General features: G+C 44.7%; 14 protein-coding genes. 6 read left to right on the plus strand and 8 right to left on the minus strand.

The genetic code is table 11. From position 1 onward, the window contains the following. Positions 1-3 precede the first annotated feature (3 nt). Complete coding sequence (ftsH, locus tag R7070_RS16815) at positions 4-1977, minus strand: ATP-dependent zinc metalloprotease FtsH (protein ID WP_017635895.1); 1974 nt, start codon at positions 1975-1977, stop codon at positions 4-6. 108 nt (positions 1978-2085) lie between these two features. After that, the gene (gene rlmE, locus R7070_RS16820; protein WP_005388985.1) at positions 2086-2715 is read right to left on the minus strand and encodes a 23S rRNA (uridine(2552)-2'-O)-methyltransferase RlmE; all 630 of its coding nucleotides are present in this window, start codon (positions 2713-2715) and stop codon (positions 2086-2088) included. A gap of 138 nt (positions 2716-2853) precedes the next feature. Between rlmE and yhbY the strand changes: the two genes are divergently transcribed. Continuing rightward, entirely contained in the window at positions 2854-3150 is a 297-nt protein-coding gene (gene yhbY, locus R7070_RS16825; RefSeq protein WP_005380066.1) for a ribosome assembly RNA-binding protein YhbY, read from the plus strand. Between the two features lie 84 nt (positions 3151-3234). Here yhbY and greA read toward each other — a convergent pair whose 3' ends face one another. Beyond that, the gene (gene greA, locus R7070_RS16830) at positions 3235-3708 is read right to left on the minus strand and encodes a transcription elongation factor GreA (RefSeq protein ID WP_005380065.1); all 474 of its coding nucleotides are present in this window, start codon (positions 3706-3708) and stop codon (positions 3235-3237) included. 545 nt (positions 3709-4253) lie between these two features. Here greA and R7070_RS16835 point away from each other — a divergent pair. Then, positions 4254-5276, plus strand: a complete 1023-nt coding sequence (locus R7070_RS16835) for a porin (RefSeq protein ID WP_005386521.1) — start codon at positions 4254-4256, stop codon at positions 5274-5276. Positions 5277-5462: 186 nt separating this feature from the next. Further along, a complete protein-coding gene (gene dacB / locus R7070_RS16840; RefSeq protein ID WP_017820417.1) occupies positions 5463-6884 on the plus strand; it encodes a serine-type D-Ala-D-Ala carboxypeptidase in 1422 nt (473 codons plus the stop codon). Here dacB and R7070_RS16845 read toward each other — a convergent pair. Both R7070_RS16845 and tyrS read right to left on the minus strand, forming a co-directional pair. Continuing rightward, positions 6863-7708 (minus strand): magnesium transporter, encoded by an 846-nt coding sequence (locus R7070_RS16845; protein WP_005380062.1) that lies wholly within the window; start codon positions 7706-7708, stop codon positions 6863-6865. The genes dacB and R7070_RS16845 overlap by 22 nt on opposite strands. A gap of 419 nt (positions 7709-8127) precedes the next feature. After that, positions 8128-9315 carry a tyrosine--tRNA ligase gene (tyrS, locus tag R7070_RS16850; RefSeq protein ID WP_017820416.1) on the minus strand — a complete coding sequence of 396 codons (1188 nt, stop codon included), beginning with the start codon at positions 9313-9315 and terminating at the stop codon, positions 8128-8130. A 130-nt stretch (positions 9316-9445) separates the two neighbouring features. On the opposite strand from tyrS, the gene R7070_RS16855 reads away from it, so the two are divergent. Continuing rightward, complete coding sequence (locus R7070_RS16855; RefSeq protein WP_256900262.1) at positions 9446-10738, plus strand: peptidoglycan DD-metalloendopeptidase family protein; 1293 nt, start codon at positions 9446-9448, stop codon at positions 10736-10738. A 65-nt stretch (positions 10739-10803) separates the two neighbouring features. On the opposite strand, the gene vmeK is transcribed toward R7070_RS16855, so the two are convergent. The 3 genes from vmeK to erpA form a co-directional block, all read right to left on the minus strand. Next, complete coding sequence (vmeK, locus tag R7070_RS16860) at positions 10804-13908, minus strand: multidrug efflux RND transporter permease subunit VmeK (protein ID WP_256900263.1); 3105 nt, start codon at positions 13906-13908, stop codon at positions 10804-10806. Between the two features lie 9 nt (positions 13909-13917). After that, positions 13918-15033: an efflux RND transporter periplasmic adaptor subunit gene (locus R7070_RS16865; RefSeq protein WP_054574824.1), complete on the minus strand. Its 1116-nt coding sequence runs from the start codon at positions 15031-15033 to the stop codon at positions 13918-13920. Between the two features lie 105 nt (positions 15034-15138). Beyond that, on the minus strand, positions 15139-15480 hold the full coding sequence (gene erpA / locus R7070_RS16870) for an iron-sulfur cluster insertion protein ErpA (RefSeq protein ID WP_005380031.1): 342 nt from the start codon (positions 15478-15480) through the stop codon (positions 15139-15141). Positions 15481-15726: 246 nt separating this feature from the next. Here erpA and hemL point away from each other — a divergent pair, with 246 nt between their 5' ends. Together hemL and R7070_RS16880 are read left to right on the plus strand one after the other, a co-directional pair. Then, positions 15727-17022 (plus strand): glutamate-1-semialdehyde 2,1-aminomutase, encoded by a 1296-nt coding sequence (gene hemL, locus R7070_RS16875; protein ID WP_054579090.1) that lies wholly within the window; start codon positions 15727-15729, stop codon positions 17020-17022. A gap of 345 nt (positions 17023-17367) precedes the next feature. Then, positions 17368-18453: an AI-2E family transporter gene (locus R7070_RS16880; protein WP_031779035.1), complete on the plus strand. Its 1086-nt coding sequence runs from the start codon at positions 17368-17370 to the stop codon at positions 18451-18453. The last annotated feature ends 65 nt before the right edge of the window (positions 18454-18518 follow it).

The raw sequence follows: 18518 nt of genomic DNA on the forward strand, positions 1-18518 counted from the left end.
TCTTTACTCAGAGTCTTTCTTTTCAGGCGCTTCGTTAGAAGTTGTTTCAGAAGAGCTAGGCTGTTCTGCATCTTTCGCAGTCTCCGTTGCTTCTTCTTTAACTTCTTGCTTTGCTTGAGGCTTGTCGCTGTCTTCTGGTTTGCTTGCTGAGTTATCACTCCAGCCCGCAGGCTCACGAATTTCAGCTTTGCGCTCCATTAAGTCATCAATCTGGCGAGCATCAATGGTTTCATACTTCATCAGCGCATCTTTCATCGCATGCATGATATCCATGTTCTCTTGAAGAATCTTCTTCGCACGATCGTAGTTGCGGTCAATGATCTGACGAACTTCGTCATCAATCAACTTCGCTGTATCGTCAGACACATGTTTAGTCTGAGTTACACTACGCCCTAAGAAGACTTCGCCTTCATCTTCTGCATACAGCAGAGGGCCAAGCTTTTCAGAGAAACCCCATTGAGTAACCATCTTACGAGCAATATCTGTTGCACGCTCGATATCATTAGAAGCACCGGTTGATACTTTGTCAGCACCGTAGATAAGCTCTTCTGCTAAACGACCACCGTACAAGCTAGAAATCATTGATTCTAGGTGTTGGCGAGACATACTCACGCGGTCCTGCTCTGGAAGGTACATTGTTACACCCAACGCACGACCACGTGGAATGATAGACACTTTGTACACTGGATCGTGTTCAGGAACCAAGCGACCAACAATCGCGTGACCCGCTTCGTGGTATGCTGTTGACTCTTTCACTTCCTCGGACATCACCATTGAACGGCGCTCAGCACCCATCATGATTTTGTCTTTCGCCAGTTCAAACTCAACCATAGAAACGTTGCGCTTGTTACCGCGCGCAGCAAACAGGGCTGCTTCGTTAACTAAGTTTGCTAGGTCAGCACCAGAGAAGCCTGGAGTACCACGTGCGATGAGAGAAGGCTCTACATCACCCGCTAGAGGGACTTTACGCATGTGAACTTTTAGGATCTGTTCACGGCCACGTACATCTGGAAGACCAACTACCACTTGGCGGTCAAAACGACCAGGACGCAGTAGCGCAGGGTCTAGCACGTCCGGACGGTTAGTCGCAGCGATAACGATAATACCTTCGTTACCTTCGAAACCATCCATCTCAACGAGCATTTGGTTTAGTGTTTGTTCACGTTCATCATGACCACCACCAACACCTGCGCCACGTTGACGACCTACCGCATCGATCTCATCGATAAAGATGATACAAGGTGCGGCTTTCTTTGCTTGTTCAAACATGTCACGAACACGAGATGCACCAACACCAACGAACATTTCTACGAAATCAGAACCAGAGATAGTAAAGAATGGTACTTTCGCCTCACCGGCAATGGCTTTCGCTAGAAGCGTTTTACCCGTACCAGGAGGACCAACCATTAGAACACCCGTTGGAATCTTACCGCCCAGTTTTTGGAAGCGGCTTGGATCGCGTAGGTAGTCCACCAGTTCTTTCACGTCTTCTTTTGCTTCGTCACAACCAGCAACGTCAGCAAAAGTTGTCTTGATTTGTTCTTCGCTCATCATTCGAGCTTTGCTCTTACCAAAAGACATGGCGCCTTTACCACCGCCGCCCTGCATTTGACGCATGAAGAAAATCCATACACCAATTAGTAAGATCATTGGGAACCAAGAGATGAAGATTGTACCAAGCAAGCTTTGCTCTTCTGGAGGCGTGCCTTGTACTTTCACGTTTTGGTTAATTAGGTCATCTAGAAGCTTTTGGTCATACACTGGCATGTAAGTGACCATTTTGGCACCGCCGCCACGACGAACAAAGCTAATTTCACCGTCTTTAAAAGTTGCTTCTTGAATCTGGCCTTGGCCAACTTCCTGTACAAACGTGGTGTAATCCACGGTTCTGCCATTGCTTTCTCCAGGGCCAAAGCTCTGGAATACCGACATCAATACGACGGCGATAACAAGCCACAGAATTAAATTTTTTGCCATGTCACTCAAGGTGTAAGCCTCTCGATAACTAATTGTAATTAAAGGTAGGGTACTACAGTTCATTAACTGTAGCTATAGTGTTAACACGCTCTCAAGAGAGCAAAATGGTTAACCTTTGTAACCAGTGGCTACGACGAAGACCTCTCGAGAGCGAGCTCGCGATGAGTCTGGTTTTCTAATTTTTACGGCTTTAAACATGTCTCGGACTTCTTTCACATACTGATCGAAGCCCTCCCCTTGGAAAACCTTTACGACAAAGCTACCATTAGGCGCTAGAACTTGTCGACACATATCTAAAGCTAATTCAACTAAATACATAGCGCGAGGTTGATCAACAGAATTGTTTCCCGCGATGTTAGGCGCCATATCAGACATTACTACGTCTACCATGGAAGGTTGGATCCTTTCTAGCAAAGCTTCCAATACTGCATCATCACGAAAGTCGCCTTGTAAAAAGCTAACGCCAGCAATCGGGTCCATAGGAAGCAAGTCACACGCAATGATCTGACCACTGTCCCCTACTATCTTAGCAGCATATTGAGACCATCCGCCCGGCGCAGCCCCCAAGTCGACGACTGTCATTCCAGGCTTTAACAATTTATCTTTCGTTTGAATCTCATCGATCTTGAAATAAGCACGTGAGCGGTAGCCTTTTTTTCGGGCTTCATTCGCGTATTTATCATCAAAGTGTTCTTTCAACCAACGACCAGAACTAGCCGAATGTTTTTGTTTACTCATTTTAATCCCAACAAGGCACAAATTGGAGCTATTGTTTTAATAGGCGCTACCTATTAATCAATAAATTATAGTCTTCAGCAATAGATGGCGTTAAAATAGCTTTTTTCAACCCTTATTTTAAAGAAAATTGGCCGCGTAATGAACCTAAGCACCAAACAAAAGCAGCACCTTAAAGGCCTAGCTCACAGTTTAAAACCTGTTGTGCTAATGGGCGCAAATGGACTTACAGAAGCCGTGCTAGCAGAAATTGAAATCGCTCTTAACCATCACGAACTTATCAAAGTAAAAGTTGCTTCGGAAGATCGTGAAACAAAACAGCTAATCATCGACGCTATCGTACGTGAGACGGGCGCTGAAAAAGTTCAGACTATTGGTAAAGTGCTTGTGCTATACCGCCAGTCTGAAGAGCGTAAAATCGAAATCCCTCGTAAGTAACTCTACTTACGTTGCTGAAGAAAAAAGGTCGCCTGAGGCGACCTTTTTGCGTTTTATCAGGGCAGTAATGCTACTCCAAACGACTTAGATATATTCTACTCGGTCAATTTCGAAGTCTTTCGCGCCACCCGGAGTTTGAATAGCAACTTCATCACCTTCCATCTTACCAATCAGGCCACGAGCAATAGGTGAGCTCACTGAAATGCGACCTGCTTTGATATCGGCTTCATCATCACCAACGATTTGGTACGTTTTTTCTTCTTCGGTGTCGATATCAATCAAGGTTACGGTTGAACCAAAAATAACTTTACCCGTGTTCTCCATCTTCGTTACATCAATAACTTGAGCAACTGACAGTTTGTATTCAATGTCACGGATTTGTGCTTCACAAATGCCCTGCTCTTCACGAGCGGCGTGATATTCAGCATTCTCTTTTAAATCACCTAGCTCACGAGCTTCAGCAATTGCCTCTGAGATCTGAGGACGTAGTTTAAGTAGACGATCGAGTTCTGCACGTAGCTTTTGCTCGCCACGTAGTGTCATTGGAACTTTTTCCATTTTATAACCTCAAGCCCAAATGGGTCTTTGGACAAAAAAAGCCCACCCTGTCATAGGACTGGGTAGTGCGCTTAAAGATGTATTTCGTTTAGTGTAAACAAACTCCCGGACGAAATCATCTTAATTCGAAAGGCAGCAAGACTATGCCTTTTCGGCATAATGATATAACTCACTTTTAGAGCGGTTCTAGGGCGAATCACCTTCTCAATTTATTGAAAAACAACACTGTTCATTACACCAAAAACCTCAAAAAAGATAAAAACTAATCAATGTCAGGTCAATGTCATTGCCAATAATTTCAATAAAAAACAGCAATTTAAATAAAAACAACGCACAATTGAACAGTGTTCATCAGTGAGATTTATATCATTTTACTAACTCATACGGAAACTTTAGCAGTAAAACATGTCCAGCGAGTTGTTAGATCAATGGCTTACAAGTGCGAACTATATCGCTCAATTAGCCAATTTTGGACCAACAACTTGTGAGAGATCACCTCTCCCCCATACAACAATGATTATGGACAGCTAACTAGGACAAATAAGATGAAAAAGACTCTAATTGCTCTTTCTGTATCTGCAGCAGCTATGGCAACTGGCGTAAACGCAGCTGAACTTTACAACCAAGACGGTACTTCTCTAGAAATGGGCGGCCGTGCTGAAGCACGTCTATCTATGAAAGATGGCGACGCTCAAGACAAATCTCGCATCCGTCTAAACTTCCTTGGTAAACAAGAAATCAATGACAACCTATACGGTGTTGGTTTCTGGGAAGGTGAATTTGAGACTGCTCAAAACGGTACTGTAGACGGCGACGACAAGAGCGATCTAGAAACTCGTCTTGCTTACGCTGGTCTTGGCGGTGCTTACGGTGAGTTCGCATACGGTAAAACTGAAGGTGCACTAGGCGTTATCACTGACTTCACAGATATCATGGCTTACCACGGTAACTCTGCAGCAGACAAACTAGCTGTATCAGACCGTACAGACAACATGATGGCTTACAAAGGCCAGTTTGAAAACCTAAGCGTAAAAGCAAGCTACCGCTTCGCTGATCGTATGGAAAACGAAAACACTGGTGAGTACTACGACAACAAACAAGACGGTTACTCTCTATCTGCAATCTACGCTCTAGCTGACACTGGTCTTGAGCTAGGTGCTGGTTACGCAGATCAAGACAAAGCTAACGAGTACATGCTAGCTGCATCTTACACAATGTCTGATCTTTACTTCGCTGGTGTATTCACTGACGGCGAGAAAATGGAAGATTCAAACAACAGTAACACAGTTGATTACACTGGTTACGAGCTAGCGGGTGCTTACACTCTAGGCCAAACAGTATTTACAACATCATACAACAATGCAGAAACTAACAACGAAACTTCTGCAAACAACTTTGCTGTTGATGCTTCTTACTACTTCAAGCCTAACTTCCGTGGTTACATTTCTTACAACTTCAACCTGATTGATGCAGGTGACAAGTTTGGTTCAACTGACACTAGCAAAACAGTTGCAACTAAGATCGATGCTGAAGACGAGCTAGCTCTAGGTCTACGTTACGACTTCTAATTCCGGTCTTTGACTAGAATATCGAATGCCCGCTTTAAGCGGGCATTTTTTATACTTCATTTTAAGCAGCGCGCCTTTCTCTCGTGTCTCATTCATGAAGACATTTGAAGCATTTCTTTAGTTACCTAGCATATTGAAAGGACTTGCGTATACTCAATCACATAACTCACCTTAGAAAGTATCATTATGCGTTTACGTTGGCCCTTGCTCATATTCTCTTCATTACTTTCTGCTTTTTCACAAGCGTACCCTCATCAAGAGGTGTTGCCTGAAGGCGCCCGCATCAGTTTAGTTGCGGAAAAACTCAGTGAAAATGCTGAGCTTGACGGTGTTCATCCTACCGAACAACTGTTCCCACCAGCGAGTACATTAAAAATCGTCACCGCATTAGCCGCGAAGTTAGAACTGGGTGATAACTTCCGGTTTCGAACCAAGCTGGAAACATCGAACTCAGATGCAGTGATTTACTTTGTCGGCGACCCAACACTCCAAACCAACGACTTAAAATCACTTCTCACTCTAGCTAAGAAAAATGGCTTAAAACGGATTAACGGTGACCTATGGCTCGATAACAGCGCATTCACTGGTTATAACCGTGCGGTGGGCTGGCCGTGGGATATCTTGGGAGTTTGCTACAGCGCTCCGGCATCGACCATCACACTCAATAACAACTGTGTACAAGCCTCTATCTATACACAAAAAGATGGTGGAACGCGGGTCTACGTACCAGAGCATCAACCTATTCGTGTCACAAGTACCGTAGAAACAGTTTCTAAAACCATTAAGAAAAGTCGTCATTGTGACTTAGGTTTAGTTGCAAATCCCGATAACAACTACAAGCTAACAGGGTGCTTGGTTGAAAGAGACAAACCATTGCCACTGAAATTTGCGGTTCAAGACCCTGAGCGTTACACCAGTCAAAGGTTGGCGACTTTGCTCAAGGAGCTCAACATTGGGGTATCAGGAAAGATTAGGGTCGGTACGGCGCCAGAAAAGCAGCGAAAGCTCATCGCAATGCATCAATCAAAGGCCTTACCAGACATTCTTGAAGATATGCTCAAAAACTCTGACAACTTGATTGCCGACACATTAACCAAAACACTTGGTGCTAAATTTTTCGTTCAGCCAGGCAGTTTTACTAACGGTACAGAAGCGATCAAGCAGATCATTTTCGCCAACACTGGTATTGATATTCGTAATGCGCGCCTAGAAGACGGCTCAGGACTTTCGCGAAATAACCGGATCTCCGCGACCAAGATGGCTGAAATGCTGCGCTATATTTGGAAGCATGAAAACGAACTCAAATTGATTGCCATCATGCCGAAATCAGGTGAATCCGGCACATTAAAGTACCGACAAAGTATGCGAAAACTTCCAATTAAAGGACAGCTGATCGCGAAAAGTGGCTCTATCTACGGGACTTACAATATGGCTGGATATGGCTTGGATAAAAATGGTCAACCTAACACCATTTTTGTTCAGTTTGTTTCAGACTACTTCCCAGAAAAACGGGACGACAACACACCTGTCATCGCCCCGATTACACATTTTGAGCAGCTTTTTTACAATGACATTGTGAACTTTAGTCAGGCAATACCTAAGAAATAGTTCACCACGTTAAAGTAAATCCACATTCCTGAAATATCGACGATAGACGCAAGAACTGGACTCACCAATACGGCTGGGTCCAACTTGCAAGCTCGTGCAATAATTGGCAACAGCCCGCCCAATGTTGTAGAAATGGTGACTTGAATGAACAGCGCAACTGCTATTGCCAGTGCGATATCGGTCAGTTCAAAGCCTCCTGTTGATTGTCCTGCACTAAATAACATAATGCGTCCAATCATCACGATAGCGATCGCTAGCGCAATAAATAGAGCGACTCGGCTCTCTTTCCACAAAACTTCTAACCATTGGCGTTTTTTTAACTCTCCAGTAGCAAGAGCACGAATCACCAAAGTTGCTGCTTGTGTTCCTGTGTTACCACCAGCAGCTGCAATCACTGGCATGTACACTGCAAGTAAAACAAGCTGACTAAGGGTGTCCTCATACTGAGCGATGATCAAGCCTGACACTATCCCTAAAAGAGCCAGCGCAATGATCCATCCAATACGCTGTTTTACATGCCCTAAAACACTAGTTGATAAATAACCATCGGGTGTATCAACTTCAGACATATGCAGACCCAGTTGGTGAGCATAATGACGTGCGCGTTTGTCATGACCTGCTTGCTCAAGTTGAGCAATAAGACTATTCACATAGCCGACAGAGCAATGCTGTAAAATACCTACAGCCTCATCAATCGGCATAACCGTAAGCAAATGGACTTGTTGCTCTTGCTCGTACTGCAAGAATGCATTGCGAGCTGCACCAATTTCTACTTCAGAAAAGTTTGGTGTTGTTTCAATAAAAGTGTTGTTCATTACCGTCATGGCGAATCTCCCGATTGGCATTGGTAACGACCATCGACAAAGCATGAAAAAGCCACTCTCGCACGCTAAAAGTCAGACAACAATTAAGATGCACAGAGAAAACCAATGCGAATGCACTGTCTATTCAGAATGTATGAAGGAAATAACGAGAAGAAAGTTAGAAAAGATGCCTCACCACTTAGGTAAGGCGGAGATCGCCAATACCGAAGCGGGTTATTTCGCTCCCTTAATCTTACTCACCCAACGACTGGGAGGATGGTCGGTATTGTTCATGTAAATCTCCGATAGCGCTGCCATTATTGGCAGCGCAAGTATAGTAGCAAAGTTCATCAGGTATGGAAGTTTTACTTTGCCGTTTTTGCTAAATTTTCATACAAAAAAAGCGCCCTTCAGACGCTTTCATTTGCAGTCATTATGAATTACTGAATAGTAATACGAGCAAATTTACGTTTGCCGACTTGGAACACGTAAGTACCCGCTTCTGGAGCAAATTTGCTGTCCGCAATTTTTTCACCATCAATCTTCACAGCGCCCTGCTTAACCATGCGCATCGCATCTGACGATGATGGACATAAGCCTGCTTCTTTCAACAGATTACTCACTGGGCGACCTGCGTCAAAGTCAAACTCTGGCATTTCATCAGGAATTTGGTTCTTCGCAAAACGGTTTACGAATTCTTGCTCTGCTGCATCGGCATCGGCTTCACTGTGGAAACGAGCAATAATTTCTTTTGCTAGCAATACTTTGATGTCACGAGGGTTTTTGCCCGCTTCTACATCAGCTTTGAATTGAGCAATCTCTTCCAGAGGACGGAAAGAGAGCAGCTCGTAGTAGCTCCACATTAGGTCATCAGAAATAGACATGATTTTACCAAACATTTCGCTTGGCGCTTCGCTGATACCGATGTAGTTGTTTGCTGACTTAGACATCTTCTTCTCGCCATCAAGGCCCACTAGAAGCGGCATCATCAGTACAACCTGAGGTTTTTGACCGTGAGACTTTTGCAGTTCACGACCCATTAGAAGGTTGAACTTCTGGTCTGTACCACCTAATTCAACATCCGTTTCCATTGCTACTGAGTCCCAGCCTTGTAGAAGTGGGTACATGAACTCATGAATAGCAATTGGCTGACCACCCGCGTAACGCTTTTTAAAGTCGTCACGCTCTAGCATACGAGCAACGGTTTGGTTTGCCGCAAGGCGAATCATACCTTCTGCGCCCAGTTCAGACAGCCACTCAGAGTTAAACTGAATTTTAGTCTTTGCAGGATCGAGAATTTTGAACACTTGCTCTTTGTACGTTTCAGCGTTACGCAATACGTCTTCACGACTTAGCGGTGGACGAGTTGTGTTTTTACCTGTTGGGTCACCAACCATTGCAGTGAAGTCACCGATTAGGAACGTCACTTCATGACCTAGTTCTTGGAACAAGCGAAGCTTATTGAAAATAACCGTATGGCCTAGGTGAATGTCAGGTGCTGTTGGATCAGCGCCCAATTTAATACGTAGAGGACGGTCTTCTTTTAGTTTTGCGATTAGCTCTTCTTCTGGAATCAGCTCTTCAACACCGCGCTTAATCTCGGCTAGTGCAGCTTCAATGCTCGCCATTCTTGTTCACTCCCACAGATTTGGCAAAAATATAATAGCTGAACATATTACTTGAATAGCGATGCATTTTGAAACACGTTAGACTAGGTAGTTGTCACTTTTTCCGTTTAATTTAGCAATCAAGTACCTCATGCATTCGATTTTTGTCCGACTTCCACTCTTGCACAAAGTATTGATCGGTTTTTTTAGTGCGCTGATTATCTTCGCGCTCTTCTTTTTACCTGATCCGCAAGACCTAGACCCGCAGCAGAGCCGATTAAAAGTTGGTCAACATTATCCTGTGCCAGTTTCCCTCGAACTCAGTGCACTAAATAGTTCATCGCCTGCGGTTCCCGCCGTGCTGCGCTGGGAGACATACAAGGTAAAAAATGGCGAGAGTGCTGCCATCTTATTTAGTCGCGTAGGGCTTTCTGCTCGTCTATTACATGAACTGGTGTCATCAGACAAAGAAGTGGAAAAACAGTTAACTCGGCTTCGACCTGGTGACCGATTGCAATTTGGTTTTGACGAAAATAACGACTTGGTGCAGCTAAGAAGAACACTAAGCGCGTTCGAGACTTTTCGTATCACATTAAAAGACGGCAAGTACGTTTCTGAAGTTGATAAGAAAGAAGTCGACTTCCAGTACAACTACGCTGAAGCCACCATCAAATCAAACTTTTGGAATGCAGGAATATCTTCTGGATTAAATGGTAACCAAATCATGGAACTGGCTGGCATATTTGGTTGGGACATCGACTTTGCTTTAGATATTCGTAAAAAAGACAGCTTCCGAGTACTTTACCAAGAGGAAGTGGTAGAAGGTGAAGTAATCGGCCGTGGAAAAATCATTGCTGCGATCTTTAAAAACCAAGGCGATACCTTTACCGCAATATTGGATCAGAAAAGTGGCAAGTATTACGACGAAAATGGGCGTGCAATGAAAAAAGCATTCTTACGCGCGCCGTTGGATTTCCGTCGAGTTTCGTCTAACTTCAACCCACGCCGCTTACATCCAGTGACGGGACGCGTTCGTCCTCATAGAGGCACGGACTATGCAGCACCAGTGGGCACCCCGATTTGGGCGGCTGGTGATGGTGTTGTTCAAAAATCGTCTTACAACAAATTTAATGGTAACTACGTTTTCATTAAACATAGTAATACTTACATTACCAAGTACCTGCACTTAACCAAACGTACTGTACGAGCTGGTCAACGCGTTAAGCAAGGCCAAACCATCGGTACGCTTGGCGGAACTGGCCGTGTAACTGGCCCTCACCTGCACTATGAGTTCCTTGTGAATGGTGTCCATAAAAACCCGCGCACGGTGAATTTGCCACAATCTAAATCCCTGACAGGAAAAGCGAGACAAACTTTCATGGCAAACGCGAAAGTTAGCATGGACAAGCTTGAACGCTACAGCAAACTGCTAGCAATGAAGTAAGGCAAGGTATTGAAAAGGGCAGCTTCGCTGCCCTTTTTGTTTTGTCGATATCATCACGATAAAGCTTACTGTTCGGAGTGATGCTCTCTCCCGAGCATAAGCAAACACGGTGTCAGAACTAACGTTAGCAAAGTCGCAAACGCCAAACCACCCGCGACAGCGGTCGCAAGCTGAGACCACCATTGAGTGCTTGGTGCGCCAAACTCCACTTTCTGATTAACTAAGTCGATGTTCATTTCTAACACCATTGGCAATAAGCCTAATATGGTGGTCACCGTCGTAAGTAAAACGGGTCTTAAACGCTGCACACCCGTACGCAAAATAGCCTCAGATTTTTCTAAGCCACGTTTACGCATCTGATTATAAGTATCGATTAAAACAATATTGTTGTTTACCACGATACCAGCCAACGCAATCACTCCAATTCCCGACATAATGATGCCAAATGGCTTTTGGAAAATAAGTAACCCAGCGAAGACACCAACAGTAGAAAACAGCACTGCGCTAAGGATTAAGAAAGCTTGATAAAAGCTATTAAACTGCGTAATTAAAATCAAAGCCATCACACCAAGCGCGACAATAAAAGCATTTTGCAAGAATGCTGATGAGTTTTCCTGCTCTTCATTTTGCCCCCGAATCTTATATTCAATGCCTTCCGGTAACTCGAGCTGTTCCATTCCAGCGGCAATCTTAGGTAATTCAAGCGCTAAATTGTAACCTTCCACCATATCCGCTTTAATATTGATAACTCGATGACCGTCGACCCTACGAATGGTGTCTTGCTTATGATCTGGTTTGATTTGAGCAAAATTCGTAATCGGTACTAGACCAGCTGCCGTTTTCACTCTCAGCTGATCAAATCGACCTATGTCGCGCTTATCTTGCGGATAGCGCACCAAAATATCGACTTCTTCATCTGCATCATCAGGCAAATAATCGCCTATTTTCAAGCCGTTCGTAACAAACTGGACGGTATTCCCGACTAAGGTAGCATCCGCTGCAAAGCGAGAGGCGTCATCTCGCTGGATATCAATTTGCCAATCAATCCCTTCCTTATTAGTGGTATCACTCAAGTTGGTCAGTGCAGGATTACCATCAGCCCAATGTCGTACTTTTTTGGCCGCTTCATCTAACGCACTAACACTCAAGTTTCGTGATGATACTTCAATCACGAGATCATGCTCGACAGGCGGTCCTGCGTCCGGGAATTTATACTCAAGTTCAACACCATAAAAGCGATCTGTCGTCTCTTTTAGTTCCTCAATAATGGTTTTCACTTTGCGTCGATACTGCCAATCCACAGGCGTTATTTGAATCTGGCCAATCTCGTCCCCATTATCGCTCGACCCCGTGCGCGTGTAGACACTTTCAAACTCGTCATGACCGAGCATCACCTTCTCGATTTCGCGCATAACAACATCTTTTTCGTGAATAGACAAGTCACCATAAGAACGAACTTTAACGGTAAAAAAGGCAGGGTCCACCTCAGGGAAAAACTCTGCACCCAAGCCAGCTTTGTTGTAAGTGAAGCCGACACCTGCCGCTAGCAGTATCGCGCTGAGTAAGACTTTCCATGGATGACGAATCGCTACCGACAGAGTCTGGTAATAAAGCTTGGTAATGCCTGTCGCTTTTTCAAAGTTGCCGTTATGCAGCTCCACCATTTCTCGCTGAGCTTTCTGATTGACGACTTGAGGCTTGCCAATGATCCCACCGATGACAGGAACGAACAGTAAAGCCATCATCAGTGAAGCGGCCAAAGTAGCAATTAAAGTAAGTGGTAAGTACTTCATGAACTCACCAGTGATGTCTGGCCAGAAAAGTAACGGAGCAAACGCAGCCAATGTGGTTGCTGTGGATGCGGTAATCGGCCAGGCCATTCGCTTTGCTGCATCTCGATAGGCTTCTTTACGTGGCGTTCCTTCTTGCATGCGCCGATCTGCAAACTCTGTCACCACAATGGCACCATCCACCAACATGCCTACTGCCATAATTAAAGCAAACAGTACGACGATATTGACCGTCAGCCCAAATACCGATAACACCAACAACCCAGTCAAGAACGATCCTGGAATAGAAATCCCCACGAGAAGCGCGGTCCTAACCCCCAATATGGCAATAATGACGATAACTACGAGGATAATTGCGGATAAGATATTGTTTTGTAGATCACTGAGCATCAATTTGACATCGTCGGATTGATCCCAAGTGTATTTAACTTGCAAATTGTCGGGCCACTCGGCGCGCTTCTGTCCCTGAGCCAGTACTTCTTTTACCAGCTCAACCGTTTCAATGATGTTTTCCCCTGCCCGTTTTTTTACGTCCAAAACGATGGCAGATTCGCCATCTAAACGAGCAAAACTTTCAGGATCGCGAAATGCACGTCGTACTGTCGCCACATCGCCAAAAGTGATCACCTCTTTGCCATTCACCTTGATCGGTAGTTCAAGCACATCTTTCAGTGAATCAAAAACCGATGGGACTTTTACCGAAAAGCGTCCATACCCAGTATCGACAAACCCCGCTGCCACAACTCGGTTATTCAAGGCGATTAAATTATAGATATCCGCTTGATCGAGACCGTAGCTTTCCATCAATAGCGGATCGACAACTATCTCCACGATGTCTTCGCGATCTCCTGCGATTTCAACCTCAAGAATCTGACGGAAACTTTCCAAACGATCACGTAACGTTCTGGCAATCTGAACAATGGTTCGCTCTGGTACGGTGCCATAGAGCACAACGGTCAAAACAGGCTCTTCAGATGCAAACGTGACTTCGTTTACCGTCGGCTCATCACTGTCCTCTGGTAACTTTGGCTTCGCAAGATCAACCGCATCACGCACATCTGCCATCGCTTTATCAAGATCCACTCCGACACTAAATTCCAGCGTCACCGAAGCATGACCTTCTGATGCCACAGAGGTCATCTCTTTTACGCCTTCAATTGAACGCAGCTCTTGCTCTATTGGCCGAACTAATAAACGTTCGGCATCGACAGGAGAAATGCCTTGATGTCCAACAGAAACATAAATGATCGGAATGGTAATATCAGGGCTCGATTCCTTGGGGATTGTGACGTAAGTAATGACACCAGCAATTAATATCATCACCAACAATGTCAGCATAGTGCGAGCGCGAGATAACGCAGCATCAATCAGAGTGTACATAGGTGCTCCTTACTGCTCATTAGCCGCTTCAATAACTACGTCATCAACTTTATTGGCCAGTACTTGATCACCATCTCGCACAAAACCTTGTCCCAGCACGATAATGTCTGCACGCTCTCCTAACCCAGAGAGCCACACACCATCATCCTCGGCCTTAACGAGTTGAATTGGAACAAACTCAACATACTCATTACGCAGTGTCTTGACACCTAAGTTACCTTCTTCATCGAGTGCTAACATGGCAGCCGTAATCTTTACTGCCAACACTTCACTCAAAGGCAGCTGTACTTCTGCGCTCATACCGGCAGGAATTCTTGCGTCTTGATTATCAATTTCGATTTCAATTGGAAATGTATTAGTAGAAGCAGAAGAAACACGTCCAATGTAGCGCACACGACCTTGATGATGCTGTTGGTTAATGGTTCTTACGTCGGCTTCTAGGCCTTCCTTAAGGTATTGTATATGCCGTTCACTGACATCGGCTTCAATCACTAAAGTATCCAAATCAATGACCGTCGCAATAGGATCGCCAATCCCGACAAAATCACCTAACTCAACAAAGTGGTGATCTACGATGCCATCAAATGGCGCTTTAACCTCAGTATTTCTTAAAGCCGTTTGCACGTTACTCAAATTCGCACGTGCATCTACCAACGCTGCTTGCGCTGTCGCAAATGCAACCTCACCTTGCAGTCCACGACTTTTTAGCGATTTAGCTGCATTAAACTCTTTCTCTTTAACCAACAGCATCGCCTGGGCCCGTTTAAGTTGAATGCCAAGGTCGCGCTTATCGATGTTTGCGATCACTTGTCCCTGTTTGACCGCTTGGCCTTTCTTTATGTTAAGACTGACTATTTTACCTGCAACTTCGGCGCCAAGACGCGCTTGACGATTGGGCGCTGTTCGTCCATACAATTCAATGGTTTTACTGGTAGGTTCGGCAAGAAAAGTATCAAACATCACCTTTGCAAGTGGTGTCGTGTTCGTGGATGTTGAAGAGTTAGGATGATCATCTTGTGCTTTGAGTTGGCCGATGGTTAGCCATGCAACAAGAAGTAAGACGAGGATAAGAGATACTAGCCAAGGGCGCTCGACAATTCGGCGTCCAAAAGAAAGTCCAGACATATAAAGTCCTTTTTATTATTTCTCTGCATATCTGCGAGCGTGTGCTTTACGTGACATCCTTCTACATAAAGCACAGGCAGCCATTAGCTGCCTGTTAGGTGTTAATTACACACTGAACGATGCACCACAACCACATGTTGTCGTTGCATTGGGGTTATTTACGAAGAAGCGCGCTCCTTCCAACCCTTCTGTGTAGTCAACAATACCGCCAACGAGATATTGCAGACTCATAGGGTCTACAACCAGTGTTACACCACTGTTTACGATTGTCGTATCGCCTTCGTTTACATTTTCATCAAAAGTAAAGCCGTATTGGAAGCCGCTGCAGCCGCCGCCAGTAATGTATACGCGCAGTTTCAATGCTGGGTTTTCTTCTTCAGCAATCAATGCTTTAACGCGAGATGCTGCTGCGTCAGAAAAAGATAATGGTACGTTTACTTCGCTCACGAAGACCTCTCTCACTCGTGTAATGCGTCAAGCCTGAAGCAAGACGTCAAATTTGTGCTAATTGAGACGATTATCCAATACCTGACAAACTCGTTCAAGTATTCGCCGCCGATTCTTTATAACAGATGCGGATATATAAGATTACACTGCGAAACAACACATAAATTAAGCAAAACGTTTCTAACTTGATTATAGCTAGGTACAATGCGCTCCACTTGGTCCGAGCAATCAAAAGAGGATAACCCCATGACCAAATCATCAGAGCTGTATCAAAAAGCTCAGCAAACCATCCCTGGCGGTGTCAATTCACCAGTTCGTGCATTCAACGGCGTTGGCGGTTCTCCGCTATTTATCGAACGAGCAGACGGTCCACTGATTTTTGATGCCGATGGTAAAGCGTATATTGATTACGTTGGCTCTTGGGGTCCAATGATTCTTGGCCACAACCACGCAGTTATCCGCGAAGCAGTAATTGATGCAGCGCAACGCGGTCTTAGCTTCGGTGCGCCAACAGAACTTGAAATCGCGATGGCAGAATTAGTTTCTGAGCTTGTTCCATCAATGGAGCAAATCCGCATGGTAAGTTCTGGTACTGAAGCTACGATGAGCGCGATTCGCCTTGCACGTGGCTTCACCGGTCGCGACAAGATCATGAAATTTGAAGGTTGTTACCACGGCCATGCTGACAGCTTGCTAGTAAAAGCAGGTTCTGGTGCACTAACTCTAGGCCAACCAAGCTCTCCTGGCGTTCCTGCAGATTTTGCTAAGCACACGCTAACAGCAACATTCAACGACCTAGATTCTGTACGCGAGCTATTTGCTGCTAACAAAGGCGAAATTGCTTGTATCATCGTTGAGCCAGTAGCAGGCAACATGAACTGTATTCCACCAGTGGAAGGCTTCCACGAAGGGCTACGTGAAATCTGTGATCAAGAAGGCACGCTACTAATTTTTGATGAAGTAATGACAGGCTTCCGTGTTGCTCTAGGCGGCGCGCAAGCACACTACAACATCAAACCCGACCTAACGACACTGGGTAAAGTGATTGGTGGCGGTATGCCAGTAGGTGCTTTCGGTGGCCGTAAAGAAGTGATGCAATACGTTGCACCTACAGGCCCAGTTTACCAAGCTGGTACCCTTTCCGGTAACCCTGTCGCAATGGCAGCAGGCTACGCATGTTTGAACCTTCTAAAAGAAGAAGGCAACGAAAAGCGCCTAGCTTCTAAAACGAAACAACTTGCTGAAGGTTTTAAGTCTCTAGCAGAAAAACACGGTATTCCGCTAGTTGTTAACCAAGTGGGCGGTATGTTCGGCTTCTTCTTCACTGACCAAGAAAAAGTAACTTGCTACGAAGACGTAACGAAGTGCGATGTAGAACGCTTCAAGCGTTTCTTCCACTTAATGCTAAAACACGGTGTCTACCTTGCGCCATCTGCGTTTGAAGCGAGCTTTACTTCACTCGCTCATGGTTCAAAAGAGATTGATGCCACACTAGAAGCGGCTGACCGCTGTTTTGCTGTTCTTGCAGAAGAAGCGAAATAATCGCTAAAAACGGCGATAACGCATTTAGAAAAGGACCGTAACGGTCCTTTTTTATTGCCAATTCAAAATAACCAATATCGCTAATACCCCAACGACAATGCCAAACCACGGTATTCGCTTAGCTTTTTTCTCGGTTTGACACTTTTTATCACCGTTGCAACAACCCATAGCTCATCTCTTGATTGATAACCAACTGATTTGTAGTCATTATAGCAAGGTACATCGCCCTGCTCTAATTCGGCATTGTCATAAGCTTGAAAGAGTTAAGAGTGCAAAGTAATAAAGGTTACACGCCATCATTGAAGGCATAAACCGTAAACGTCACCTGTAAGTTGGACTAATACCATGCCAAATAATGTAAAAATAACGTCGAGTCACCGAGTACTAATGGTTGCTTTACTCGCCGCTGCTTTTGCTTGCTACTTATTGGTTGAGCCATATATCAATTCCATTGTGATGGCTTTTATCATTTCTTTGCTCATGTTTCCGATACACGAATGGTTTGAGCAGAAAATTCCCAAGCACCCCAATATGGCGGCACTGCTGTCATGTGTCGTCTTGACATTTATTATTGTTATCCCGCTTTTATTTGTGTTTGCCGCCATTGTTCAGCAAGGCTCTGTTTTCTCACAAAATACATATAATTGGGTTACCAATGGTGGTATCCAAGATATATTCCAGCATCCTTTCGTTATCAAAGGCTTAGCGATTGTTAATGAGTACTTACCTTTTGATAAAATCGAGCCCAAAGCCATTGCTGAGAAAATTGGTCAATTTGCCACATCGTTTGGCTCTAACTTAGTTGCTATCAGCGCAAAGATTTTAGGAGACGCAACCAACTTCCTAATGAACTTCTTCCTGATGCTGTTTGTGCTGTTTTTTCTGCTTCGTGACCACGACAAAATTATCTCTGCGATTCGTCATATCCTGCCACTCTCACGTAGCCAAGAAGACCGCATATTGACAGAGATAGAGCAAGTTTCTAAATCAGCCGTAATGGGCTCATTCATGACAGCGATTGCTCAAGGTTTGGCTGGCGGTATCGGTATGTGGCTCGCCGGTTTCCCTGGGTTATTTTGGGGAACAATGATGGGCTTTGCATCATTCATTCCAGTGGTAGGAACCGCGCTAATCTGGATTCCTGCAGCAGCGTACTTGTTCTTAACAGGCGATATGACTTGGGCTATCTTCTTGACGGTGTGGAGTGTAGTTATCGTTGGCTCTATAGATAACCTATTACGTCCGTTGCTAATGCAAGGCAGCGCCGGCATGAATACCCTTATGATTTTCTTCTCATTACTGGGTGGTCTGCATCTGTTTGGTTTGATTGGTCTTATCTACGGCCCACTTATTTTTGCCGTGACCATGGTACTGTTTAATATCTACGAGGAAGAATTCAAAGACTTCCTTAACCAACAAGACAACAGCTAGTCACCGCTTAATCACTTCAAGCTTGGGGCAGATTGTGCGAAAATCTGCCCCAAATTATTTCTGAT

This window comes from Vibrio sp. 1557 (genome assembly GCF_033340175.1).
Taxonomy (GTDB): Bacteria; Pseudomonadota; Gammaproteobacteria; order Enterobacterales; family Vibrionaceae; genus Vibrio; species Vibrio alginolyticus.

Bases quoted from the DNA above. Each gene is read 5' to 3' on its own strand.
- yhbY (WP_005380066.1), top strand. From the start codon at position 2,854: ATGAACCTAAGCACCAAACAAAAGCAGCACCTTAAAGGCCTAGCTCAC.
- R7070_RS16835 (WP_005386521.1), top strand. From the start codon at position 4,254: ATGAAAAAGACTCTAATTGCTCTTTCTGTATCTGCAGCAGCTATGGCA.
- R7070_RS16865 (WP_054574824.1), bottom strand. From the start codon at position 15,033: ATGTCTGGACTTTCTTTTGGACGCCGAATTGTCGAGCGCCCTTGGCTA.
- rlmE (WP_005388985.1), bottom strand. From the start codon at position 2,715: ATGAGTAAACAAAAACATTCGGCTAGTTCTGGTCGTTGGTTGAAAGAA.
- R7070_RS16855 (WP_256900262.1), top strand. From the start codon at position 9,446: ATGCATTCGATTTTTGTCCGACTTCCACTCTTGCACAAAGTATTGATC.
- hemL (WP_054579090.1), top strand. From the start codon at position 15,727: ATGACCAAATCATCAGAGCTGTATCAAAAAGCTCAGCAAACCATCCCT.
- dacB (WP_017820417.1), top strand. From the start codon at position 5,463: ATGCGTTTACGTTGGCCCTTGCTCATATTCTCTTCATTACTTTCTGCT.
- R7070_RS16845 (WP_005380062.1), bottom strand. From the start codon at position 7,708: ATGACGGTAATGAACAACACTTTTATTGAAACAACACCAAACTTTTCT.
- vmeK (WP_256900263.1), bottom strand. From the start codon at position 13,908: ATGTACACTCTGATTGATGCTGCGTTATCTCGCGCTCGCACTATGCTG.
- R7070_RS16880 (WP_031779035.1), top strand. From the start codon at position 17,368: ATGCCAAATAATGTAAAAATAACGTCGAGTCACCGAGTACTAATGGTT.
- ftsH (WP_017635895.1), bottom strand. From the start codon at position 1,977: ATGGCAAAAAATTTAATTCTGTGGCTTGTTATCGCCGTCGTATTGATG.
- tyrS (WP_017820416.1), bottom strand. From the start codon at position 9,315: ATGGCGAGCATTGAAGCTGCACTAGCCGAGATTAAGCGCGGTGTTGAA.
- greA (WP_005380065.1), bottom strand. From the start codon at position 3,708: ATGGAAAAAGTTCCAATGACACTACGTGGCGAGCAAAAGCTACGTGCA.